Below are 24,077 nucleotides of genomic sequence, written 5' to 3' on the forward strand. Positions count from 1 at the left end.
ACATAAAAATACTATCTTAATTTTTATCTTTTTTTTCGCTGTCGGGCTGTAATTTTATATCTTTTGCAAAGTTGAATTTTTCTTTCAAGTAATCTGTTGCTTTTTCTGTACTCCCAAACATCATGATCAGTACACCAAACAGTATCATGAAGAAAATTAGACCTCTGAACACTACTGCAAGTATCACTGTAGCTATACATAACCCTATAATTGTCGAAGGATTCATATTTTCCATAGTATCTTTAACTGAAAATGAAGAAATAAGTTCTTTCAACGTTCCTGGTATATTTTTCAATTCATCACTTGCTTTGCTAGAACATGACATGAAGATAAAACTTAACAGGGCTACAATAGCAAAAACTCTACCCAATTGAATACGCATCAGCTAAATACCTTTAAGATACTCCTTAACTGTAACAATTTTTACATCAATAGGCAAGAACCGAATTCACTTGCTCACCATAAGTAACTCATATTTAACTTTTATCACTGTGTTAGCCCTTTATTATCAACAAGAGGACTCACACTAATGGATATCAATTTACTTGACAGAATATTTGAACACAATTCAGCAGCAGCAGCTGTAGCAAACACTGCAGCCACCACAAACAGTCCTGCTCCTACTAATCCTGATGTCATTGCTCCTGCAACAATGCACCCTATTGCTAAGAGAGCAGAACTTGTTACAAGTGCGACGTGAAGATTTTTGTTTTTACTATTATTTTCATAATTATTGGATTGCATTGTATCTTTTACCTTACTGCCTGTCACTGAGATCACACAATGAGGCCCTTCTTCAGTCTTCTTATAATGTTTAGAAGGGGATATTCTTCCGCTTGGGCCTTTGGGCCTTGTTTTGTTCGGATGTGCTAATTTTGTTTTTCCTTCATCTTCTAGTTGCAAACTATTATCTTTCTCAGCAGGGTTTAATTTTAAGTGTACACTTTCCTCAGATGAAATGCTTGTTACTGAAGTTAAGCTGTTCCTTCTGCTACTTGATGCCAAGCTAGATGAATTTATTCCACTATCTAAGTCACTGCTACTACTGAGTTTAGAAGTATTTGCACCGCTTGGCACTTCTACAGCATTCACAGTTATATTAGGCTTTTCATTTTTTAAATCTTTACTATCAATCGAAAGATCAGATTGACTATTCAATTGTGATTGTGCGATCTCCTTTCTTGCTTGCGATTGTTTTGATGTAGGATGTGCTGAAGCACCATAATAACCTGAATTTCTCAAGGTATTGTATTTTCCAGGGGTTCCTTTTCCACTTACACCCTTAGCTAAAGAATCCTTTTCCAGAGGATTAATACCTGAATTTTTGGGAATTTCAACTTCACCAGAAAGACTTTTTTTGTTAAATAGTTCCATAGTATTATTTTGTCTATTTGCTTGATTACTTCTAAGACTTTTCTGATTTTGAATAGTGCTACTAGAATGATCTTTGTCACTACTTTTATTAGTAATCCCTGTAATCTCTAAAATTATTCCTAATATTTTTCCTCTTCTTGTTGGTGATCTTTGTGATGATTTTTCTTCATTGTTAAGTACTGAAGTTTTCATTAATTCCTCTGATCCCATTACTTTTTTTTCCAATGCTGGAAGAAATTTCTCGGTGTAATAATTATAGTATTTTTGATATTCTTCTTGCTCTCTCAGTAATTTTTTGAATTGAATTAATACGTTAGGATCAGCTCCATTGTTGAACAACTCTATGCATTTTTTGATAGTTCCATCTCCCTTGTTTAGATTTTCATGATTATGTCTTTTTTTTGTGACCTTTGTGTGTATAATTTCGTACAACTCTTTCGTTTTTGATGCTGAATAATTCTCTGTTCTCTCCTTTCTCTTATCTGAGATTTGTGAACTTCTGATAGGATCGCTATTAGATGAGTAAGTATTGTTTCCTACTGCGCTATCAAATAGCACTCTTTCCTCATATGATGAATCAAACATAACATTCCTCTCATACAAATAAAATGTATGAATACCTCTTTAGCGTTAATTTTACATTAAAACTGGGCGGTTATGCCTTATTACGTATAATTATAGCAATTTGCTAACTATTTTCTTTGCTGATTACTGATTTTGGTCAGGTAAGGAAGCAGTATTACTACTACCCCCTCCCTTAGAAACGCAGCATGCAGGTTTCCCCACACTACGCTTGAGCCCCTTATCTAAGTTCTTCTTTTCTAGAACCGGCTTGTCCTTCATGATTCCTCAGGAAACATCATTCTTAATGGTGACACCAACAGTAGAGAACCTTCTCTTGAAAAGGAGCTTGCTAACATTCTTGTTCGTTTCACTCTCTCATCAAAATACTTTTTCCATTTTAAGTCAAGGGGATTTGCATCCGCTCTGATTTTAACATGTCGTCTGATAGGTATATCAATCAGCTTAAGCAGTCTTAAATACCGTATCTCTTTTGGTTTGTTCTTGCATATGGGTGCAGCAAAAACCCATTGGCGTTGACCCATTACTTTGAAGTAACGATTCTTTATCCAACGTAATCCTTTACGAGGATGTCTTTTCTTTGCCCATTTCCATAAACTATGCCAAATTTCATTGTCGATCTTTCTAAACGCTTTTTTAGCACACACATGGTGATAGTAATTTCCCCATCCTCTCAGTAGAGAGTTGAGTGACTTAATTACTATAGCCTGAGTGTTCGCTATATTTGCTTTTATCAATGTACGTGCTTTATTAAGAAGTCTTTTAATACTTTCTTTCGAAGGTTTAATAATTAACTTCTTATTATATCTACGTACATTACAACCAAGAAAGTCAAACCCTGTTGTAATAGATGTAATCTTTGTCTTCTCTTCTGACAGAATTAAACCTCGCTCATGAAGAAAAGATGATACTAAAGGCTTAACTTCCTTTTCCAGTACTTCATGTGTGAAACCTGAAATAATAAAGTCGTCTGCGTACCTGATTACATTCACTCCACTTCTGATTTTTCCTCTTCTTTTGCTACCTAATTTACCAAAGCGACTTTCTAATAACTGTTCAAGACCATCTAAGGTAAAGTTAGCTAGTATTGGAGAAATTATACTTCCTTGCGGAGTGCCAGCAGTTGTGGGATACAGAGTTTTCGATTCTAGGAAACCAGCTTTTAACCATCTATGAAGAATTTTCTTTTCCATAGGAATATGCTTCATAAGCCATTCATGGTTAATGTTGTCAAAGCACCCTTTGATATCACCTTCTAGTATCCATTGTGGTCGATTGCGTCTTGCCAGTAATAAGTGACAAGCAGCAATAGCATCCGCGCAGGATCTTTTAGGTCTAAAGCCATAGGAGTGACGATCACTGATCGTTTCAGCTATCGGTTCCAGAGCAAACAGATATAATGCTTGCATCGCTCTATCTTTTATCGTGGGTATACCGAGAGGCCTTCTTTTGCCATTAGATTTACTGATATAAATTCGTTTGAGCGGAGAAGGTTTATATCCTCTTTGTTTTAACAGCTTTATTCCTTGAAATTTAGCATTGCAAGTTGACCATAGTTGACGATCTACACCTGCTGTGGTTTTTCCTTGGTTTTCAGTTACTCTCTTAACAGCCAAAGCTTTTCCGCTAAAAGAGCGTGTGAGAAGATGTTGTAAAGCTTTTACCTTACCCCATCTTCCTTCTTGGACAGCCTTAACAATACGTCTTTGTAGCCTCACAATAACTTTCTGGCATTTCTTCCATGGCAATTGCTTCCATGCTTCAAAGCTTTCGGTAGATGCACTTACAGGTTTACTTGTAATCATCTGCTTTCCTACCTTAAGTGGTTAACAAAGTTTCTTGTCACGAGGGACCAAATGGAAGTCTGCTCGTTTTCACGCGAATTAATGTTACAAATTCTATCCATTTCGTTACAAAATGGCATTCGCTTTCTCCATTCTCCTTTACCTGCACTTCCATCAGCATTCCTTGCGGTTTGCTTGCCATGTAGGCGAAAATACAGGCTTACCCTGTTTCTCCAGTCATACAACAGTGGGTTAGGTGGCTTCTCTATACCGGTGGAGTTATTATTTGCGTACATCTAGAAATGAAAAATGTAACTTATCCACATTACCTTTTGGTCAGAGCTTATCAGCATCTTTAGCTCTTTCATCGTATCGGTACTTATAAAGCTTCACTTACGTTCACCATACCACTAGCCTAGCCCTCCAACCACATGATGCTTGCAGTTTATGCCCCTCTCACGATTGAGCATCTTCTTTTTCAAGAGGAGGTTCATTGTCCGCATCGCTTGGCACCAACCGGTTGCCCGATTCGCACTGATGCGTAGACTCAGACGGCAAAACATCTGGTTTAATAAGTTTTAGAATCCTTTCAGTTTCTTTCTGAATGAATTCCTCTCCTTTTAAACAATATGACCGAAGACTTTCAGGTCGCACCGTTTCTACAACGTCTTCTTTTTTCTAGCTCTTGGTCTTCTTTAGATATAGATGGTCTCGAGTAAAGCTTTTGGTCTAGTATTCCTAATGTCAAGCCTTCTGTACTAATCGCAAAAGCTGTGTGCATCATAATACCTTTACTTTGTTTTTTTGAAACAACTGCCAATCCTCTTATTTTTTCATGTCCCATATATGAAATGCAACTTGTATCCTGAATCACAAGAATCCTTTTATGAGTTTTTGTTCTTTCAACAGTTTTTGCAATATGCGATGTTAAGATATCACTTCCTTTTACATTCTCATTTTGAAAAAAACGATAAGCTGCTTTTGCTTCTGACCAACTTCCACATGCTTGATTGATTGAACTTTCAGGTAAACTTATTAAACTATCAGCAATATTTACTAATCGATCTGTCAGTCTTTTATCTCCAAGTGCAGCATCCCCCAATTCATTTCTAGCCCATTCATTACCCTTGTTTGCCATTTTTATACCCTCAATATTCACAAACTTTAATATTCTAATCCTTTATTTATAAGTCCATTTACATTTGTGGGTAATAGTAAGGGTATAGGGACATAGCATCGCATGTAGAGGAGATGTATGACCACAAAATATCTGCAGCAGAAATATCCAATATCACCGACAAATTACTGCCGTTAATCAATGAATGGCGCAGTCGTCCACTGCAATCTGTATATCCAATAGTATTCATGGATGGCATGTTTTTCAAAGTCAAGGAGGACGGGCATTGCGTAAGTAAATGCATGTATAATATATTAGGCATAGATCAAAATGGCAGAAAAGAAGTACTAGGCTTTTATTTAGCCGAAAGTGAAGTTCTGGTTAGGAGTGTTAAATGACCTAAAAGAGAGAGGGGTAGAGGATATTCTGATTGCATGTGTTGATGGTCTAAAAAGTTTTCCTGCGGCTATAAATAGTGTATTTCCCAAAGCAGAAGTACAAATATGTATAGTGCATCAGATAAGAAATTCATTGAAATATGTATCCAGCAAAGATGTGAAAATTTTCATGAATGATTTGAAAAAAATATATCGTGCTTCAAGTAAAGAAATCGCTGAAAATTATTTGCTTGAGCTGGAAGAAAAATGGGGTGAAAAATATCCTTTGGTCATAAAATCGTGGCAAAACAATTGGGAAAATTTGTCTGGTTATTTTAAGTATTCTGGCCCTGTTAGAAGGCTAATTTATACCACCAATCCAATTGAGGGGTTGCATAGATGAATCAGGAAATTCATTAAAACCAAGGGCTCATTTACCAGTACAAATGCCTTGTATAAGTTGGTATATTGTGCTATAAAAAAAGTGGAGCAAAAGTGGATTATGGCTCTCCCTAATTGGGCTTTAACTATGTCTCAACTTGACATCTTCTTTCCCAACAGATTGAAAATTGAGTTGAACTAAAAATGCGGCTTGACACACTTTTTTGAACATTCCCGATTAAGTCTAAACTATTACAGATAAATTAATCTTTTCTTCATCATTTATTTTAACAGTTACAAGCTTATTTTTACCATCACAAAAAGCACCTCCCGGCTCTAAATTAAAACGCATCTTCATCCCCCTTATTTTTATATCTACAATGTACAGCAACTATCATAATCCCCGACCATAAGCTCTTGCATTTACTCTGAGTAATTGATTTTTATTCACCCCCTCTAGAAAGCTAGATGGATTTTCCATTGTACACTCTGACTGTTTAATAGTCTTACCTGACTCTTTAAAAACACTACTATTTCTTTCGAAATATCCATTTTCTATAGCTGTCAAAACACTTTTTCCCCCTAACAGACAACTCTGCCCTAAACTTGATTTATTCTCTAACTTGTTAAATCTTACTTCATCGACAAGCCTCACCTCTATTTTATTACTATCTTTCTCACTAGGACATAGATGAATACTGATTTCTCCTACTTCGGTAGTAAAAGACATTCTAATGCTATCTCCTGATACGTCTGTGTAATTTCTACTTCCTCCTATATTTTCAACTCTAATTATACTTTTTCCAACTTGAAGTACACCAATGTTTAGATTTAAATCTTTAGCTTTTTGATTATTGAATATCTTTGCAACTTCAATAGTACTATTTTGTGGGTAATCTATACAAAAATATCCATTATCTATTTCTAGTTCAAAGTCATGTTTATCAATTTGCTCATTTTTACTTATAATACTTTCAAGTGCTAACTCCTTCAGCTTTGAAAGGTTTGCTTTTCGCTGACCTAAGGTATCTTTATCTGAACAAATTACGTTTACTACATCTCCATGCTCTTCATCGCTAAATCTGTTTAAAGATGCACCTTCTGATATTATCTGAAATATTTTTTTCTTGTGTAAAAACTCATAAATTCGAGTAGTGTCAGCAGATAAATATAGCTTTGGGAATGTGTCAGCTATACGATCTATCAAGGACATATCAGATTTATATGGAAAAGTGAACATTATTCCTTGTTTCAGTGCTTCGTTTATAACTTTATCAAGTTCTTTTTCGCACTCCTCATAATCTTCTTCGCTACCAGAGTAACCTAAAGTGTCCAGATAATCATGGATCTTATTTATTTTTTGCCAAATACTTTCATACTTTTCTTCTTCTCTTGTATTCGGTTTTACTTTCGCTAAAGAAAAAGAATCTTTTTGACGAATTAAAACAAAAGTATCTTTTTCTTTATGAATTATGGCTTCATCATAGAATAGTTGACTGTAACGCCTACCAAAACTTTCATCATAATCAGGGCAAGGGCTAACATTGTCACTTTCACTATCCGTTTCGTTCCATACTTCAATTGGGAAATCATTATTTTCAAGGTTTTCATCTTCACTTGTTCGGCAATTTTCTGTTTTTCCATATAGCCAGGTTGATTTCTGGTCATCGCTACTTTCATCGTCAGCTTCATTCCATACTCCAATCTCGAAATCAGTATTTTCAAGGTTTTTATCTTCACTTGTTCGATAATTTTCTGCTTCTCTATCTGGTAAGGTTGATTCTTGGTCATTATTATCAATAATATGTTTAATTTTCACTTCAGGTACAAACTGAAGCTTTGCTATTTCTTCTCTTACGTTTTCTTTGTTTATTTCATCTGCAAGAGACACTTCATTACTAATATAGAAATTTTTCTGTTTTAAACTTTCGTTTTCCTTCTGCAGTCTATTGAATTCTGCAAATAGTTCTTTATACTCTGATAAATAAATACAAAATTGATCTCTTACATCATTAAGCTCCTTCTCTTTTTCTAATATCTGATTTTCATAATCACCTTTCAAATCCTCTATACTGTTTATCAGCACTGTACTTTCTTTTCTTACTCTATTTAACTCATCTTCAGTCAAAACCAGTTTTTGCTGTAATTCTTCATTTATTTTGTCTGTTAACTGAATTTCATTCTTTGCCTCTTTTAATTGATTATTTAAGTTCTTAATTATATCACTTTTGTTCTGAGTTTCTAATAATAATATTTCTACTTTCTGTTTTAGCTGTTCGATGTCTTGATCATTTTCAGTTAAATTTCTCGTCCTTCTTTGTAATTCAACTTCAAGCCTTTTAATTTTCCCTTCTAGGGTTTGCATTTCTCTGGTAAGTTCACTTACTTCTTCGTAATACTCTTCTACTCTTTTCTTATAGTGTTTTTGTAACTCTACATTTTTTTTAAGATCAAAATTTTCTTGTTGTAGATTTTCTATTTTACTTTTCAAACTATCTATTGCTTGATTTTCTTCATTGCTAATCTCAAATACCTCTTCAGGAAAATCTTCAAATTCACAAGATGAATTGCCTTCAAGGTCGTTACTACCAAATAAATTATATTGTACTACCTGCTTTAAACTAAACATACCTATACCCCCTACTAAAATAAACAAGTAATATATTGTATGCGCTATATATCATAAATACAATCAATTTGAATATAATCTATTTACTAATTCGTATTGTGAATTTTTATAGAGTAGGTTTAGGTGTAAAATATTATAATACCATTAAAGCAGGTGAATAAAGCACAGTCTTTTTGAGAGGATAAATTTAATGAAAAGACCATACTAATTAGTGTTATAAGGAATTGAATTATTTACTTTCTCCAAAAAACATAAAAAGATCGTATATTTGTGAGAACAATTTAAGCAAAAGCTGCGTTATGAAAATAGAAGCTTGAAATTTTTGCAACAAAGCCAAGTAAATTGGTTCGCATGTAAATATGGCTGAAGTAGGCTAATATAGCTGCTTTTACTATATAATAAATTGATATAAAGAAAAGTTCGCACGGATCTAGCGGTAGTCCAACGCATCCCAAAACAAACTCTTCTCTCACTAGCTAGTTTTGGGTTCTGGAAATGACTATACTATTTAATTTATTAATAGTATATAATATTAAGTTAATGTAATTTATTGTCCCAAATTTGGGAGAAAAACCCTGGACTTGAAGTCCATCCTTTTAAGAATATAATTTTAAGGTGAAAAATCTGAAAGAATGTGGAATATTATAGAAAAAGCAGTCACTCTGTATATATATCACATAGTGTGGATAACAAAATATCGATATCCAGTACTAGTTGGAGATATTGGACAGAAAGCTAAAGAAGTTGTACAAGAAGTATGTGCAAATAATCAAGTAGAAATTATCAGAGGTAGAGTTGCGTCAAGTCATGTACACGTATACGTTTCTGTACCCCCATACTTAAGTATTAGTAAGTTAGTGCAGTTAATAAAAGGAAAAAGTTCCAGAAAAATCCAGCAAAACTTTCCAGAGCTAAAAAAGAGATATTGGGTTGTGGGCAGTAGGCTACTTTGTCAGGACTAGCGGAAATGTAACTGACGAAATGATAAAAAATTATATTGAAAATCACTCTAAAAAAGAAGATAAATTTGGTGACTTTCAAGTCGAAAGTTAGCATTCTATGCTCTCTCTCAATCTTTGGATTTTAATCCATAGTGGTTGAATAGCTTTCTCTTCAGCTAAAGTTAGCATTTTTCCTTCTATTTTTTTTACTTCATCTTGAGCTGCTTTTCTAGCTTCTAGTTTTAAATCGTTACCCATTTTAGATATTACTTGATTCGCAGCTTCTTTTGCTGTTTTGCTTATACCAAGAATTTTATCAAACATTCCTGCACGATACACTTGAGAGCCGAAGTTTGATTCGTCAGCCAAATTTTTGTAATTGTATTCTTTCATAATGTACTCCTTAATTTAAAAACTATACTAACATTAATATACAAGTACAAAAATTATATTAATATTAGTATTGCTTTTCAGGGCAGTAGTATAAATTTATAGTACCTTTTGAAAAAATTCATGACTTGACGGCAAAGAGCATTATATTGGTATCATGACTGACTTGGAAAAGATGAGAGAAAAACTGCAAAATCAAATTAATTATCATAATATCTTATATTATCAAAAAAGTAAGCCAGAGATAAGTGATGCTGAATATGATGAACTGAAAAAAAAGTTAGCTGCAATAGAGCCAGAAGCTTATGCAACACAAGATAGTGTTGGTGCTCCGCCTGATGAGAGATTTTCTAAGGTGGAACATCAAGAACCTATGCTTTCTCTTGAGAATGCTTATGATGAACAAGGTGTAGAAAAATTTTTGTCTAAAATAAAGAGATTTTTAATTGCAGATGAAATAGAGATATTATGTGAGCCAAAAATTGATGGATTGTCATTTTCTGCAATTTATGAAGATGGGAAATTTGTTAAAGCTGCAACTCGAGGTGACGGTTTTGTAGGAGAGGATGTAACTCACAATGTTGCAACAATAAAAGGCTTTCCTAAGTTTTTACAAGATGTGCAAGGAAGACTAGAAGTAAGGGGTGAAATATATATCAGTAACAGCGACTTTTTAAAGTTAAATGAAAATAATGAATTCGCTAATCCTCGAAATGCAGCTGCTGGTTCTTTAAAGCAATTGAATGCGAACATTACAGCAAAAAGGCCTCTTAGATATTTTGCTTATTCTTTAATTGGTGGAATAGAGAAAAGTCAAAGTGAAGTACTAGAAAAACTTGAGAAACTTGGTTTTTGCGTAAATGAGCATCGTTCCTTAACAAGTAGTTTGAATGGAATGCTAAAGTTCTATAACGAGATCTATGATTGTCGTTATAACTTGGATTATGATATCGATGGGATAGTTTATAAAGTGAATGATTTGGTGCTACAAAGTCGTCTGGGAAGTACACACAAAGCGCCACGCTCAGCGCTTGCATATAAGTTTTCTGCGATTTATGCGAAGACAAAGTTAAATAAAATATTTATACAGGTGGGTAGAACGGGGGTTTTAACTCCAGTTGCAGATTTGGTACCAGTTAATATTGGCGGAGTGCTAGTTAGCAGAGCAAGTCTACATAACCAAGATGAGATAAAACGTAAAGATATAAGAGAAGGAGATGTTGTAACAATTAAAAGAGCTGGAGATGTAATTCCTCAAATTGTCAAAGTAGATGAAGGTTCTCGTCATACAAATATGCCTGAATTTGTTTTTCCTGACATATGTCCTGAATGTGGTAGTAAAGTGCAGATTGAAGGAGTGGCAGTAAGATGTCCTGAAGAATTTAATTGCAAGGCTCAAATAGTAGAAAAACTAAAACATTTTGTGTCAAAAGATGCATTTGACATTGTTGGCCTTGGTGAAAAACAAATAAAGTTTTTTTATGATCTGGAACTAATAAGACAAATTCCAGACATTTTTATTTTAGAGGAAAGATTAAAAGAGTTTTCCTTAAAAGAGCATCATGGTTGGGGCGAGAAGTCAATAGCTAATCTATTAAGTGCTATACAAAGCAGAAGAGTAATCTCTCTAGATAGGTTCATATTTTCTTTGGGTATCAGATTTATCGGCCAAGTTGTAGCAGAATTGCTCGCAAATTATTATGTATCTTATGATAACTGGTATAATTCGATGTCATCAAATGATGTTGAGTTGGTAGGTATAGATGGTATAGGAGAAAAAGTAGCTGAATCTTTAAAATCGTTTTTTTCTCAGGAACGTAACATTAAAATGTTAAATGATCTTACTGCATATCTGCAAATTCTTCCCGTGAGCTCCAACTCTAGCGATTCTTTTTTGAATAACAAAATTATAGTGTTTACTGGTAAGCTACGTGCTATGAGTAGAGGGGAGGCAAAAGTAAGAGCTAAAGTTTTAGGGGCAAAGATCAGTTCAAGCCTTTCTACTAAAACTGACTATTTAATTGCAGGAGAAGATCCAGGTTCAAAATATAAAAAAGCAATGGAATTGGGTGTGGAAATTTTAGATGAAGAACAGTGGAACAGATTGTGCTAAACACAACTTAATCTGACGGGAATGAATTAACTGATAGAAGAATTGAAAACTAATATCAGACTCTTATTTAATACAATTGAACACTCCTTGCTCTTTATAAACAGTTATGCAACAAAGCAAGTTAAATAGCTAAGCACCCCTCTAATATATGATTTCTCTTTAACTTTTTCTAAATATGGACTAGGTATCAACTATGTTTTTTAAAAATTTTTTTATTTGTGTAATTTTGCAAATTATATGGGTAATAAAAACCCGCTTGTCATAGAAATAGGATCCTATATCAAACAGCTACCACAGCAATTTTTACTTAAGCCAATGAATATGTGAATAAGTACTTTAAGTCTGTGTGAACGTACTTATTCACAATATTCATTTCAGTTACTGCTGTGTAAATTTTTAAATATGCAAATTAAATTCTTCTTTAAGTCTTGTATTAGCAATTACTATAATTTTGCGCATTAGTGCTGTTATAGCCACCATCTTCTTCTTACCATCAACTATGTTTTTTAAAATTTTTTGAATTTAGTCTCATTTGTTGATAATTTTGTATTTTTATTCAATTGAAAAATGTATTTTGGCAACAAAAACCCTAGTTTATACAGAAAGAAATTTATATCAAACAGCAAGCACTGCTTAGATTTTATGGTTAACGAATATGTGCTTTAAATGTGTGTAGACGCACATATTCGTTAACCTATTTTCTATACAGATTTTTTTTATTTCATATTAATTGCTTCTTTAAGTCTTGCATTGGCAATTACTATGATTTTTCGCATTAGAGCTGTTATAGCTACCATCTTCTTTTTACCTCTACCAATAAGATCAGAATAAAAAGCACCAAGTGCAGATTTAGATCTTGCAGCAGCCATAGCAGCTGTGAAAAGCTTTGCACGAACATTGCTTCTACCACCTGTTATCCTTCGATAACCAATAGTTTTACCGCTTTCTTTTGGATGTGGAGCAACTCCAGCAAGACTTGCAACTTCTTTTTTGTTTAGGTGGCCAAGTTCTGGCATTAGACACACAAAAACTTGTGATAACTTGAGACCTATTCCTGGCACTGTTCTCAAGATTTTTTGACGCTTTTGTAACTCTGGATTTTTATCAATAATTCTTTGTATGGCATCGTTGAACTCATTTATCTGACTGGTAAAAAAGTCTATTGTTTTTTGGCAACTTTCCTTTATATAGTCGTTTTCAGGTGCTGCAAGCCTACATTTCTCTTGAGTTCTCATTTGCGTAATGTCATCACGACGTTGACAGAGTGCAACTAAGGCGGTTTGTTCTTTTGACATACGCACAAATAGAGATAGAGCACTATAGCGTTCAAAACCATATTGAGCAAGGGCTCTTGCATCTGATTGATCTGTCTTTGCTAAAGTTCCATGTGATATGATAAAACTTTTTACTTTACGAGTATTAGCTCGATGTACAGCAACATTCTTATCAACAAGAAAATGTGCTAAGCCAAGCTCATATTTTCCAGTGTTTTCTAAAGTTACTAGAGAATTAGGTAGGATATCTGAAAATTTTTGAAACAACTGTTGCCAACCAGTAGCATCATTGTCAAACTTGATAGCGCTCCTTTGGTTATAAGCTGCAGCAACATTTTTAAATTTTCCGATATCAATGCCAATGAAATTTTGATAAGATGTAATCATAATAAATAACCTCGATAGTTTAATTAATTTAAGATTGTAAACGGGTGCATACATATGTCCCATGCAACTATTCAAACGTATCGAGAGATGGGGCTAGTTTACCTTGATGGCTACGGTTGTAATACCAACTTTCATTCGGTCGCACACGCCCGTGATAGCCCTATTCCTATAGTGAGTAGGGTTATCTTTCCCTCTTATCTCTTTTATATCACATTTTTAACTTACAACTTTCAACATCAATATCATTAGAAATTAAATCAAGTTTAATAAGATTTGGAAAGTTACCATTCTTTAACAATTTAGTGATTGCTATTGAGCCTTCTGCGCCAATAATGCTAGAAGTTAATTTACACTCAGTAATATTTGGAAGATTAATATTCTCTAATGCTTCATTTAAAACTTCTCCGCACTGAGCATCAATATAACAATTAGATAAAGTCAAGCTTGTAATATTTTGCTTTTTCTGTAAAAAGTTTACTAGCTTTTCCATATATACATATAGATTATTTAACTCTAAGGTGTTACTATTAACATATTGATTAAAGTCAACTTCCATGGTTTCTGTAAGTTATAGAGCTGCTAATTATAGCATAAATTTAAATAATTGTCAACCTTATGAACAACTAACTTTACTTCTTTTTAACCTGATACCTATGCTTTGTTTCAAATTTCCATCAAAAAGTAACATTACCCCCTCCAGTCAACCTTTCTGCTTCATTTCGTGAAATCAATGCCTCAATAAATTCATCTAGTTCACCTTCTTTTATAATCTGTTCTAGTCGATGTGAAGTGAGATTAATTCTATGATCTGTTATTCTTGATTGTGGAAAGTTATAAGTTCTTATACGTTCAGAGCGATCTCCAGAACCAATTTGGCTTTTCCTCATTGTTGACCTTTCCATTTCTTTTTTTTGTCTTTCAATTTCGTATAGCCTTGCTCTCAACACTTTGAGCGCTTTAGCCTTATTTTTGTGCTGCGATTTTTCATCTTGCTGTATTACAACTATCCCTGTTGGCAAGTGGGTGACCCTTACTGCGCTGTCAGTTGTATTCACTGATTGCCCTCCAGGACCACTGGATCTATAAACATCTATGCGTAAATCTTTTTCTTCTATTTCAAAGTCAACCTCTTCTACTTCAGGTAATATTGCAACAGTAGCTGCGGAAGTGTGCAATCTTCCTGAGGATTCAGTTTCTGGCACTCTTTGTACTCTGTGCACCCCTGACTCAAATTTCAGTCTTGCAAAAACTTCTGTTCCATTAATGAGTGCAGAAGCTTCCTTATAGCCACCTATACCTGTATTAGAAATACTTATTGGCTCAAACTTCCAATTTCTTCTTTCTGCATATTTTTGATACATACGAAATAACATCGCTGCAAATAATGCTGCTTCTTCTCCGCCTGTGCCTGCTCTAATTTCTAATATTGCATTTCTTGAGTCATCTTCATCTTTGGGTAATAATGCCAACTTTAGTTTTGCTTTTACTTTCGGTAATACTATCTTTTGCTTCTCAAGAAGTTCTTCTTTTGCTAACTCTTTTATATCACCATCGCTGTTCTCATCTTTCATGATTTCTTCTAAATCTGAAATTTCCTCTTTTAATATATTATATTCATCGATTATCTCGATAATTGGTCTGAGTTCAGAGTATTCCTTTGAAAAACTAACGAATTCTTTTTGACTCAAATTGGTAGGGTTTTCCAGATTTCTCTCTACATCAGAAAACTTTTTTTTTAAGTCTTGTAAATTATTCTCTATATCCATATAGTACAGGTCTAGTTTTCAGCTGTTTAAGTAAGTAATATATACTGAAATAAAAAATTTCTTATATCAAGCAATAACACTATAATTGTCTCGAATATTTCTACCTAAGTATAATGGCAAAACAGATAACATCAATCTGCAGCTTCATATTTGGAGCTTCAGACAAAAAATCATTACCAGATGAGTCGGCTCCAGAGATTGCATTTGCTGGTAGATCAAACGTAGGAAAATCAAGTTTAATCAACTTGCTGATAAACAGCAAAAAAGCTGCAAGAGTTTCTTCTAAACCTGGATGCACTAGACAAATAAATTTTTACTCTATGTACAATGATAAGTTTAGGATTGTCGACCTACCGGGTTATGGCTATTCTTGTGCAAGCAAGGAAGAAGCAGTACAATACTTAAACCTAATTGAGTACTATCTAATTCACAGGAGAAATCTAAAAAGAGTGTTTGTGCTTATAGATAGCAAGGTAGGATTAAAAGAAATAGACAAAGACTTTGTTTATTGGTTAATATGTAATAATATTAACTTTAATATTGTGCTAACAAAAATAGATAAAGTGAATCAGGAAAGTCTAAATGCTATTCTAGAAAATACTCAAAAGTGGGTTAATAATGAACATGTATCAATTCATCAAATAAGCATTCGTGTTAAGCATAAAATCACCAAGGTAAGAGATGAGTTTTTCAAATTTACAAGATAAAAAAATGAAAAGTGATGAATCTTTAAATGGTAAGATGCCATTGAAGGAAAAAACAGAAATATTATTTGAAGTTCTGTCTAACATACCTAAATTTGTAGGCGAAACTTTTATCATCAAATGCAGCAGTGTAATAATCTCAGATGAAACGCTGCTTAGTGCTTTTGCGCATAATGTTGTTCTGTTGAAACAGCTTGGTATAAATCCGGTAGTAGTTCATGACGGAGAATATGAAATTAACTTAGTGTTAAAAATGCTAGATATGAATGATAAGTTTATAAATGGTGTCAGACTTACAGACAAAAGCACTATGAAAATCATTGAAATGGCACTGTGTGGTTCAATTAATAAAAAAATTGTTCAGCATATAAATTCTGCTGGTGGTTCAGCTATTGGACTATGTGGAAAAGATGGCAACCTCATAAAAGCTGAAAAGATAAGCACTACGCTTAGGGAAAATAGATTAAATAATATTGAAAAAATACTAGACATGGGATTTATCGGTAGACCAACTGAAATCAATCCTGATATATTATTCTTTATTGAAGAATCAGATTCTATACCAGTTATTGCACCTATCGGTTATGGAAAAAATGGAGAAACATATCATATTGATACTGATAGCACTGCAAGTGCAATTGCACTTGCAGTTTACGCATCTAAAATGATAATCTTGAGTGATACAGATGAAGAAATAAACAAAGTTGGCAATGGAAGAGTCTTGATTAAAAATTTAAAAGAATCGATTGATTGTGGAAAAATTAAAGGAGAAAAATTTGTTGAAAGGCTTATGTCATATACTAAAATGGTAGAAGAATGTGCAGGGGTTGTTCACATAGTTGACGGTAGAGTACCTAACATTATACTTGATTTATTTACTGAGAATAATTCAGGTATATCAATAATGGATGATTAATAGCTGTACTGCTTATAACCATATGAACATTGAAAATTTGGGAATAGCTTATGTCAAATTCCTATTCTCTTTTCCAGTTTTTTAGGTTTTTTTTTCTTGCAAGCATAATAGTTTCGTATACATAATGAAACCAAATGGTATTTTTAGCTTGATAACAGAGGAAAATAAAGAGGGCTTGGGTGTAACACTCAAATAATGATTTACCTTATGGATACCGCTAGAAAAGTTGACTAAGGTATACAATTCTCTCTGCGTCAAGTTACTCAAGATATCGAATCTACAAACGCTTTCGATTGAGTGTGTTTGATCAATTTGAGTGCTTTAAATGAAAGGCGAAAATTGAGCATACTACGCCTCTGTACACAGTATCTTTAATGCAAATGCCCATGTGATTCCATAGATAATCTCTGTTTTTTTATTTTATCTGTCCATTTATCATTTTCTATATCTTGTTTGTTGGTTGCTCTTTTTTCTTGCTCAACAATTGCCTTATCTATCTTCTGATGAATTGCATTTTTTTCTTTGTATACTTCGCTTTTTCCTTCAACAATTAAATTGGTAAAAATATTTACAACAAACTGCACTTGATTATGATTAACCTGACCTTTTATCGAAGAAGGTAAAGAGTTTAATTCCATCAATACTTCTGATGCTGTTTTATCTTGAGTGGAAAGCCCTAAATTATCTGCTACTTCACTTATTAATAACTCTCTGTTTTCTTTATTATCTTCTAATTTAGTATAATCACGCAGTAGATCCATAACTGCAGATACTCTGACTTCAATAATATCATCAACGTCTTCACCTCCTAGAGCAACTCCTGATTCCAATAACTTCTCTCTGAGGTTTTTGCTTAAAAGATTAATAAATTCTTCATTTGCATCTGATCCTATGGTTGATATCGTACCATCTAAATAGTTATTTACTTTGATTTGAGTACCTAAGTCATGCTCTATTTGTATTTTTGTCTCATATTTAAATCCTAGTTCTGCACAGAATTTCTGAAAATATTCTTTAATAATGTCAAACAAGCTCTTGCCATTATCTTTATAGTTTTTTAGCTCTTCAGGAATAGTAAGTGATAACTTACCTTCTTTATATATTATACCATTTTTGCTATCTTGAGATTCAAGTGTGAATTCTAATGAGCTGGATAGGTCACATATTTTCTCTTTCGGATTGTTAAGCGTGGTTATAGGCATTGCCATATCAGACTTCACTTTTATGTGGTTGTGATCAGTGCAGTAAATGTTTAGCGCTTTTTTAGGACTATGTGGAATCAAGCTACAACTACTGAGTGCTGCATGAGATTCATTAAATATACCAGCTTCATACCCTGCTTGATTACAATTGGTGACTAGCTCTTCTAAAATAGCATTACTTGGAACTTCTGCCCCAGCGTACCTGAACATTTCCTTGAAAATTTCCTTTGCTAATGCACGGTAATCTTTTTTGGAGAATAGATGATAAGAGCTTCTCCCTGCGTTATAAAATCTCTCAAATTCCTTTCTATATTCATCAATTTTTTTTTCATCAGCAACTGTAGGGCTATTACAATGATTTTCCCAAACTTCAGATAGTCTATCTTGATCAAGCTCCTTAAGTACTGGTTCCATAAAAGCTTTACCTTCTTCAGAGAGGTTATCAAAATTATCACGGTTAAAAATCTCATTTTTATAATCTTTAGCTCCTTCCTTAAATGCAATAATAAAATTTTTATCTATTTCTTTTTCATTAATAATAAAATTCATTCTTTGAAAATCTAAGAACATTGTTTCACCGGAATTCGCTAATTTATTATCTTGATCTGCTCTTAATTTACTAAAATTGAATTCTTTAGCTGTGGCCTTTAATCTAACTACCGGACTCTTCTTTGCCTCTTTCATAATTAACACCTTACTATAAATATGCTGTAAGTTGTACCATATAATGATGAATAATTTTATAATATATAAAAAAGTCGATAGTCTATTTCTTTATTTTAGGGATATAGGAAAGGCGTAGATTTCTCTTTTCATTTGTAGCATGCTGCATTAATATTTACGTATTAATCTAGAAAATAGTGATGAATAATATTGTAATTGTTGGTCTGCAATGGGGTGACGAAGGCAAGGGTAAAATAGTAGATTATCTTTCTGAGAATGCAGATGTAGTTGTGAGATTTCAGGGAGGAAATAATGCAGGGCACACTATAGTAATAGATGATGAGGTTTATAAATTAAATTTACTGCCCTCTGCTGTTTTGAGAGCGGACAAAATATCTATTATAGGAAACGGTGTTGCTCTTGATTCACATGCTCTAGTCTCAGAAATAGAGTCATTGAAAGTTAAAGGAGTAGACGTAAACTATAACAACTTGATGGTATCCGAGAGCTGTCCATTAATACTTAGCGTACATAAGGACAAGGAAAAGCTATTTGAAGATTTAAACGGAAATCACAAAATTGGTACAACAAACAAAGGGATAGGGCCATGTTATGAAGATAAAGTTGGCAGGAGAGCTATACGCCTTTGTGACTTAGAAAACACAGATGAGCTCAATCAAAGAGTGGATGCTCTCCTGAGTTACCATAATGCTATCAGAAAAGGACTTAACTACCAGGTAGTTAAAAAAGAAGAAATATTAAAGGAAATTCAAGAGATTTCAGAAAAAATTCTTTTATATAAAAAACCTGTGTGGAAGATACTAAATGATTTTATGAAAGAAGGTAAGAAAATAATATTTGAAGGCGCTCAAGGCGCATTTTTAGATATCGACCACGGAACTTACCCTTTTGTTACTTCAAGTAATACCGTAGCATCGCAAGCGATAACAGGCTCAGGATTATCCTACAATGCTCAAATTATTGGTGTAGCAAAAGCGTATACAACAAGAGTGGGTAATGGTCCATTTCCTACTGAACAAAATAACGAGATTGGAGACAGCTTATTTTCTATAGGTAAGGAACTTGGAACAGTAAGCAATAGAAGAAGGCGCTGCGGATGGTTTGACGCAGTTTTAGTGCGCCAGGCCGTACAACTCTCTGGAGTTTCAAGCATTGTATTAACCAAATTAGATATTCTTGATTCTTTTGATACTATTAAAATAGGCACTGGTTATAAGTATGGCGGAAAAATGTATGATTATTTACCCGCATCACATTCAATACAAAAAGAATTAGAGCCAATATATGAAGAATTTCCTGGTTGGAAAGAGAAAACTCAAGGCAAAAGGTCAGTTAAGGAATTACCTGCAAATTTGATGAAATATGTGAGAAAAATAGAAGAATTAATAGGTGTACCAATTCATCTAATTTCAACTAGTCCCAATAGAGAGGATGTTATTAAGCTTAAAAATCTATGAAAACGTCTTGTTAACTTTTATCTAATAAAAAACGATACTTGTGTGACTTCAAGCAATCTATTATGCAAAGTAGCAGCGTAAACGTACAGTGAGCAGTGTGATTTTTCTTAAATACATGTTGATTGTTATAATATAAACATAGTTAAAGGAGGCGTATTATGATTGCAGGTTTGACTAAGGGAGACAAAGCAGTAAGAGCGGAAAAAACAAGTGATCAGCCGAGAGAACTGTCAGTTGCAGAATATGTAGTTAAGTCAATACATGACTTGCAAAAATTGCATAATAGATTATGTTCATCACAGGGCAACAATTGTGTTAATGATAGAGAGAAGTTTGTCCAAGATAGTGATGGGCTTGGTATATTTCAATTTCTCAAAAGCTATATTAATGATGCAGAAAAAAATGAGCCTTTCATTAGGAGAGTAGACCAGTGGAACTTCCCCACCAGTCTCTCGCAAAACTGTACGTAAACCTCTCGATTTATACAGCTTCCATTATTCAGCCTTTTGGCCTAACCCTAGTGTCCAGTGATAGAAAATATCCGGAGACCTCTTTCTCACCTTTCCTAGAAATTGTCTTGCTAGTCTTCCGTGACCCCTGAGTCTCTTATATTTCCTTTTCACCCACTTCTCTAGATGCCGCTCTATATTCTTTAGAGATTTGTATACCTCAGTTCTGTAAAATTTACCATAGTACTGATACCAGCCTCTGACTATTGGATTTACTTTTCCTGATATCTCCTCTAATGTTATATGCGTATTTCGTAGCATTTTCCATGACCTTATGGTTGTAGTAATCTTTTTCTTGGCCTTGTTGCTAATTGCTGGGAGAAATGAGACAAAATATTTCCCTATTTTATTTCTTGCTAACCTGGGTCTGAATGTGTAACCCAGAAAATCAAAACTTTGTTTAGGAAATCCACCACTCCTATTGTCATCCTTACAGTACACTATCTGTGTCTTTTCAGGATGTAATTTCAACTTATACTCAGCCAATCTTTCTTCGATCATTACTTTCACAAACTCTGCCTGTTTCTCTGTTCTGCAGTGCACTATCGCATCATCCACATACCTCTCAAATGGTACCGTCGGGTAGTTCTTTTTCATCCATATATCAAACACATGATGCATGAATATATTAGAGATGATTGGGCTAACTGAACCTCCTTGCGGAACTCCTTTATCCCTAACTACCTTACTGCCATCTTCTAGCTGAATAGCGGCTTTCATCCACCTTTCAACATACAGTATGACCCATTTGCAATTTGTATGCTTCTTGATAGCTTGCAATGCCAACTCGTGATCCAAATTGTCGAAAAACCCGGATATATCTAGATCTATCGTCCAATCATACCTCCAGCATCTTTTCCTTGCCGTATCTACCGCATCCAGTGCTGATTTATTCGGTCTATAACCATATGAATCTTCATGGAATTTTGGCTCTACTAGCGGCTCAAGATACATAGACGCAGCCGTTTGCCCTATCCTGTCGAATACTGAAGGAACACCTAAAATTCTTTGTCCCCCTACCGTATCTTTCGGTATTGCTACAGCTTTTACAGGCTCTGGAAAATAACTTCCTGATGACATCCGATTCCATAGTTTGTACAGATTATCCTTCAGGTTCTCTTCAAACTTTGTTATCGATACCTCATCCACACCAGCCGCACCTTTATTTTTCGATACTTGTTTATAAGCCCTCCAAATAAGTTGCTTTGGTATATCAAAAGACTTTGTTTTATTCATTAACTCCTCCCTTTCGGTTGATACATAATTAAAACTGAATAACTCAGCTCCTTCGCTCCATTTCCATTACAGAAACTTCTTCACTACTACAAGCTGATCCGCCCCTGTTCTTCGCATCGGTACTCTCATCCTTGGAGTTTAGCTCCTTGGATTTCTCCCTTATCATCGAAACGACAGGTTCCCGCAGTTCCATACAATAGCCTAAAATAGATTCATGCCACCTTTATGCCGAACGCTACCTACCCAGTAAGCAAGTTTCTGGTAGATTTGTCCCAGGAGAGGCTATTGCCCCTGGTTTTAACGTCATCTATTTACAGTTTTCGACACTTCATCAGTGGTTCACTTTCGTTCATCTCTCTATTTCACACATGCCGTATAATTACGACTTTTCCATAACGCTCACCACCTTAGCTCTTTACCAAAGCAGCTTATGGTAGTTTAAAGCCTGCTCTTACAAACCGGCTTTGAAGGACCTACCTTCATCTATTGCACAGCTTAACACTCGTGTGTTCATCTTTGAACATTCCCTGTGTCACTGCGGCACACAGAACCTTACTATAATGAAATTTCTTCGCTCAATTATAGAAGATAGGGAACTGTATAAAAAGTTATGCAGTTTCGATGATTTTCTCGATTGTGAGTTAGAAAATTTGAGAGATAAGATAAGCTTATTAGCGCTTTTGAGAGAAAAGATGGACTTTACTGATATACAAAAAGCTTATGGTAATTGGCGTTTTAGTAATCTAATAGGTGATAATGATTTTAAGCGAATGTATGTGGATGAAGCAGTAAAAGAAAGAGAAAAGCCTGTTAATGAGGACTTTGAGAAAAATATAGGTAAATACATAGAGTTAGTAAAGGAAGGAAAAGAAGTTGCAAGTAGGTATTTTGGAAAATGGAAAGAGGACTTTCAAGTTTACTGTGAAGAAATTGACAATAATAATAAAGTTTTGAATATTAACCTTACTCATTACGACAATAGTAAGCCAACAAAGATTAGTGACGTTTTACAGCAAGAGAAAGATATTAAAGAACTGAATATCTATTGCAATAAAAAACATGAAATACACGCTCATAAAAAAGATAAGAAAAGATATTATGAATTTAAAGAAGGTGCATATTATGAAATGACAAGCACTTGGGCTGCAAAAGATGGATCAGGAATGTGTACCATGATTATGAATGTGAGTAGTGATGGCATAACTGAAGTACTAAAATTTGATGGTGAAGATTTTGTGTCATCGAAGGAGATTCTAGAATTAATAAAGCAAAACGATGAATTATATATTCAAGGTCTCTCCTTATATGATGCTGTAATGGAATCACTAGAAGAGGATAGGGCTACTCCTATTAATTTTTACAATGAATCTATGGTGGCTTATCAAGGTAAGGAACCAGAGGGGAAGTTAGATCATAAAGTTGATGCTGATAATAGCCTTCCTTCTTCTCCTTCTATTAATAGCAATGCATTGGAAGTCAATTTACAGCACACTGAAACTCAACCAGAAATTGCTTCACAACAAATCAGAACTCAAGCGGAAACTAACTCACAAAAAATGGATGAATTGATTCCAGATAATCAAATGCTACCTAAAGAAAATGTTGAATTAAAGCAAGAAATAGAAGCAGAAACAATTGTAAAGTTAGAGAGGCAGTGTAGCAATTTGAACGATGAACTTGAAGAAGAGAGACTAAAGTTCGACATTGAGGAGCCAGAAAACGAGTACGAGGAATTTCTAGACGATATACTTGAACTCACTGAAGATGAAGATAATATTGATGAATTGAAAGAGAACTATATCGACGTAATTGCAGATCAAATTCAAACAATTAAAGAAATGAAAGAGGAGATAGAAAACTTAAATCATCAAGTGAAATACTTAGAGGACCAACAAGATCAAGTTACTGATAAACAAAGAATGAATGAAATCCCCAGTGGTTGTATAAAAAAATATTATACTCTAATGGGAGAAGTTTTTAACGAAACTGATAATGAGTCTAATGTTCCACTGAAAGAAAAAACAACATTATGCAGATCTTTAAGCTTTGATGGAGGATATGGTAGCGATGAGGAAAATTGTGATAATGATTTATCTTCTAACATAACTTCTATTGAGAAGGTAGTAGAGAGTAGAAGCGTAGGTAGCTCGCTTTCCTCTTGCATTGTTAAGGAGATGATTGGAGTTAAGTTGCAAGAGCAATACTCAAGTAGAGTATAAAAATCTCCTGTATTGATAATAATTTAAAATCTATA

At 34.0% G+C, this 24,077-nt stretch carries 19 protein-coding genes and 4 pseudogenes; 8 read left to right on the forward strand and 15 right to left on the reverse strand.

Translation table 11 applies throughout. The features are described 5' to 3' along the window. Positions 1-16: 16 nt before the first annotated feature. The 7 genes and pseudogenes from ABWU28_RS01920 to ABWU28_RS01950 all read right to left on the reverse strand — a co-directional run. On the reverse strand, positions 17-382 hold the full coding sequence (locus ABWU28_RS01920) for a hypothetical protein (protein ID WP_010402638.1): 366 nt from the start codon (positions 380-382) through the stop codon (positions 17-19). Between the two features lie 104 nt (positions 383-486). Then, complete coding sequence (locus ABWU28_RS01925; RefSeq protein ID WP_353275484.1) at positions 487-1,959, reverse strand: DUF350 domain-containing protein; 1,473 nt, start codon at positions 1,957-1,959, stop codon at positions 487-489. A gap of 123 nt (positions 1,960-2,082) precedes the next feature. Beyond that, entirely contained in the window at positions 2,083-2,217 is a 135-nt protein-coding gene (locus ABWU28_RS01930; RefSeq protein ID WP_353275747.1) for a hypothetical protein, read from the reverse strand. Further along, positions 2,214-3,761: a group II intron reverse transcriptase/maturase gene (ltrA, locus tag ABWU28_RS01935; protein WP_019236826.1), complete on the reverse strand. Its 1,548-nt coding sequence runs from the start codon at positions 3,759-3,761 to the stop codon at positions 2,214-2,216. The genes ABWU28_RS01930 and ltrA (ABWU28_RS01935) overlap by 4 nt, the downstream gene beginning before the upstream one ends. A 37-nt stretch (positions 3,762-3,798) precedes the next feature. Further along, entirely contained in the window at positions 3,799-3,942 is a 144-nt protein-coding gene (locus ABWU28_RS01940) for a hypothetical protein (RefSeq protein ID WP_019236827.1), read from the reverse strand. Positions 3,943-4,196: 254 nt separating this feature from the next. Continuing rightward, positions 4,197-4,394, reverse strand: coding sequence for a hypothetical protein (locus ABWU28_RS01945; RefSeq protein WP_230609272.1), 198 nt, complete (start codon positions 4,392-4,394; stop codon positions 4,197-4,199). Between the two features lie 16 nt (positions 4,395-4,410). Next, a pseudogene (locus ABWU28_RS01950) lies at positions 4,411-4,878 on the reverse strand (transposase DNA-binding-containing protein); the annotation flags it as partial. An 80-nt stretch (positions 4,879-4,958) separates the two neighbouring features. Between ABWU28_RS01950 and ABWU28_RS01955 the strand changes: the two are divergent. Next, positions 4,959-5,817 (forward strand): annotated as a pseudogene (locus tag ABWU28_RS01955) (IS256 family transposase); the annotation flags it as partial. A 192-nt stretch (positions 5,818-6,009) separates the two neighbouring features. Here the strand turns inward: ABWU28_RS01955 and ABWU28_RS01960 are convergent. Beyond that, entirely contained in the window at positions 6,010-8,244 is a 2,235-nt protein-coding gene (locus tag ABWU28_RS01960; RefSeq protein ID WP_264376892.1) for a hypothetical protein, read from the reverse strand. Between the two features lie 634 nt (positions 8,245-8,878). Between ABWU28_RS01960 and tnpA the strand changes: the two are divergent. Beyond that, positions 8,879-9,297: pseudogene (gene tnpA / locus ABWU28_RS01965) on the forward strand (IS200/IS605 family transposase). Here tnpA and ABWU28_RS01970 read toward each other — a convergent pair. After that, entirely contained in the window at positions 9,294-9,578 is a 285-nt protein-coding gene (locus ABWU28_RS01970) for a hypothetical protein (RefSeq protein ID WP_096097260.1), read from the reverse strand. The pseudogene tnpA and the gene ABWU28_RS01970 overlap by 4 nt on opposite strands. Positions 9,579-9,732: 154 nt before the next feature. On the opposite strand from ABWU28_RS01970, the gene ligA reads away from it, so the two are divergent. Beyond that, positions 9,733-11,688: an NAD-dependent DNA ligase LigA gene (gene ligA / locus ABWU28_RS01975; RefSeq protein ID WP_007301909.1), complete on the forward strand. Its 1,956-nt coding sequence runs from the start codon at positions 9,733-9,735 to the stop codon at positions 11,686-11,688. A gap of 396 nt (positions 11,689-12,084) precedes the next feature. Here the strand turns inward: ligA and ABWU28_RS01980 are convergent. The 4 genes and pseudogenes from ABWU28_RS01980 to prfA form a co-directional block, all read right to left on the reverse strand. Next, positions 12,085-12,195: pseudogene (locus tag ABWU28_RS01980) on the reverse strand (IS110 family transposase); the annotation flags it as partial. 209 nt (positions 12,196-12,404) lie between these two features. Beyond that, the gene (locus ABWU28_RS01985) at positions 12,405-13,349 is read right to left on the reverse strand and encodes an IS110 family transposase (RefSeq protein ID WP_353274924.1); all 945 of its coding nucleotides are present in this window, start codon (positions 13,347-13,349) and stop codon (positions 12,405-12,407) included. Positions 13,350-13,557: 208 nt separating this feature from the next. Continuing rightward, a complete protein-coding gene (locus tag ABWU28_RS01990) occupies positions 13,558-13,905 on the reverse strand; it encodes a hypothetical protein (protein WP_353275486.1) in 348 nt (115 codons plus the stop codon). 118 nt (positions 13,906-14,023) lie between these two features. Further along, the gene (gene prfA, locus ABWU28_RS01995; protein WP_007302826.1) at positions 14,024-15,115 is read right to left on the reverse strand and encodes a peptide chain release factor 1; all 1,092 of its coding nucleotides are present in this window, start codon (positions 15,113-15,115) and stop codon (positions 14,024-14,026) included. A gap of 113 nt (positions 15,116-15,228) precedes the next feature. Between prfA and yihA the strand changes: the two genes are divergently transcribed. Together yihA and argB are read left to right on the forward strand one after the other, a co-directional pair. Further along, positions 15,229-15,822, forward strand: a complete 594-nt coding sequence (gene yihA, locus ABWU28_RS02000) for a ribosome biogenesis GTP-binding protein YihA/YsxC (protein WP_007302825.1) — start codon at positions 15,229-15,231, stop codon at positions 15,820-15,822. Then, positions 15,797-16,735, forward strand: coding sequence for an acetylglutamate kinase (gene argB / locus ABWU28_RS02005; RefSeq protein WP_007302824.1), 939 nt, complete (start codon positions 15,797-15,799; stop codon positions 16,733-16,735). The genes yihA and argB overlap by 26 nt, the downstream gene beginning before the upstream one ends. A gap of 371 nt (positions 16,736-17,106) precedes the next feature. Here argB and ABWU28_RS02010 read toward each other — a convergent pair whose 3' ends face one another. Next, a complete protein-coding gene (locus tag ABWU28_RS02010) occupies positions 17,107-18,621 on the reverse strand; it encodes a hypothetical protein (RefSeq protein WP_353275489.1) in 1,515 nt (504 codons plus the stop codon). 179 nt (positions 18,622-18,800) lie between these two features. Between ABWU28_RS02010 and ABWU28_RS02015 the strand changes: the two genes are divergently transcribed. Together ABWU28_RS02015 and ABWU28_RS02020 are read left to right on the forward strand one after the other, a co-directional pair. Beyond that, positions 18,801-20,078 (forward strand): adenylosuccinate synthase, encoded by a 1,278-nt coding sequence (locus tag ABWU28_RS02015; RefSeq protein ID WP_007302822.1) that lies wholly within the window; start codon positions 18,801-18,803, stop codon positions 20,076-20,078. Positions 20,079-20,236: 158 nt separating this feature from the next. Then, entirely contained in the window at positions 20,237-20,548 is a 312-nt protein-coding gene (locus ABWU28_RS02020) for a hypothetical protein (RefSeq protein WP_353275491.1), read from the forward strand. A 24-nt stretch (positions 20,549-20,572) separates the two neighbouring features. On the opposite strand, the gene ltrA (ABWU28_RS02025) is transcribed toward ABWU28_RS02020, so the two are convergent. Next, on the reverse strand, positions 20,573-21,823 hold the full coding sequence (gene ltrA / locus ABWU28_RS02025; protein ID WP_353275288.1) for a group II intron reverse transcriptase/maturase: 1,251 nt from the start codon (positions 21,821-21,823) through the stop codon (positions 20,573-20,575). A gap of 560 nt (positions 21,824-22,383) precedes the next feature. Between ltrA (ABWU28_RS02025) and ABWU28_RS02030 the strand changes: the two genes are divergently transcribed. Next, positions 22,384-24,042, forward strand: a complete 1,659-nt coding sequence (locus tag ABWU28_RS02030; protein WP_353275493.1) for a hypothetical protein — start codon at positions 22,384-22,386, stop codon at positions 24,040-24,042. Positions 24,043-24,077: the final 35 nt, after the last annotated feature.

This window comes from Wolbachia endosymbiont (group B) of Pilophorus perplexus (assembly GCF_964028155.1).
Taxonomy (GTDB): Bacteria; Pseudomonadota; Alphaproteobacteria; order Rickettsiales; family Anaplasmataceae; genus Wolbachia.

Excerpts from the sequence above, each read along its gene's own strand:
- ABWU28_RS01920 (WP_010402638.1), bottom strand. The coding sequence starts at position 382 with ATGCGTATTCAATTGGGTAGAGTTTTTGCTATTGTAGCCCTGTTAAGT.
- ABWU28_RS01925 (WP_353275484.1), bottom strand. The coding sequence starts at position 1,959 with ATGTTTGATTCATCATATGAGGAAAGAGTGCTATTTGATAGCGCAGTA.
- ABWU28_RS01930 (WP_353275747.1), bottom strand. The coding sequence starts at position 2,217 with ATGAAGGACAAGCCGGTTCTAGAAAAGAAGAACTTAGATAAGGGGCTC.
- ltrA (WP_019236826.1), bottom strand. The coding sequence starts at position 3,761 with ATGATTACAAGTAAACCTGTAAGTGCATCTACCGAAAGCTTTGAAGCA.
- ABWU28_RS01940 (WP_019236827.1), bottom strand. The coding sequence starts at position 3,942 with ATGGCAAGCAAACCGCAAGGAATGCTGATGGAAGTGCAGGTAAAGGAG.
- ABWU28_RS01960 (WP_264376892.1), bottom strand. The coding sequence starts at position 8,244 with ATGTTTAGTTTAAAGCAGGTAGTACAATATAATTTATTTGGTAGTAAC.
- ABWU28_RS01970 (WP_096097260.1), bottom strand. The coding sequence starts at position 9,578 with ATGAAAGAATACAATTACAAAAATTTGGCTGACGAATCAAACTTCGGC.
- ligA (WP_007301909.1), top strand. The coding sequence starts at position 9,733 with ATGACTGACTTGGAAAAGATGAGAGAAAAACTGCAAAATCAAATTAAT.
- ABWU28_RS01985 (WP_353274924.1), bottom strand. The coding sequence starts at position 13,349 with ATGATTACATCTTATCAAAATTTCATTGGCATTGATATCGGAAAATTT.
- ABWU28_RS01990 (WP_353275486.1), bottom strand. The coding sequence starts at position 13,905 with ATGGAAGTTGACTTTAATCAATATGTTAATAGTAACACCTTAGAGTTA.
- prfA (WP_007302826.1), bottom strand. The coding sequence starts at position 15,115 with ATGGATATAGAGAATAATTTACAAGACTTAAAAAAAAAGTTTTCTGAT.
- yihA (WP_007302825.1), top strand. The coding sequence starts at position 15,229 with ATGGCAAAACAGATAACATCAATCTGCAGCTTCATATTTGGAGCTTCA.
- argB (WP_007302824.1), top strand. The coding sequence starts at position 15,797 with ATGAGTTTTTCAAATTTACAAGATAAAAAAATGAAAAGTGATGAATCT.
- ABWU28_RS02010 (WP_353275489.1), bottom strand. The coding sequence starts at position 18,621 with ATGAAAGAGGCAAAGAAGAGTCCGGTAGTTAGATTAAAGGCCACAGCT.
- ABWU28_RS02015 (WP_007302822.1), top strand. The coding sequence starts at position 18,801 with ATGAATAATATTGTAATTGTTGGTCTGCAATGGGGTGACGAAGGCAAG.
- ABWU28_RS02020 (WP_353275491.1), top strand. The coding sequence starts at position 20,237 with ATGATTGCAGGTTTGACTAAGGGAGACAAAGCAGTAAGAGCGGAAAAA.
- ltrA (WP_353275288.1), bottom strand. The coding sequence starts at position 21,823 with ATGAATAAAACAAAGTCTTTTGATATACCAAAGCAACTTATTTGGAGG.
- ABWU28_RS02030 (WP_353275493.1), top strand. The coding sequence starts at position 22,384 with ATGAAATTTCTTCGCTCAATTATAGAAGATAGGGAACTGTATAAAAAG.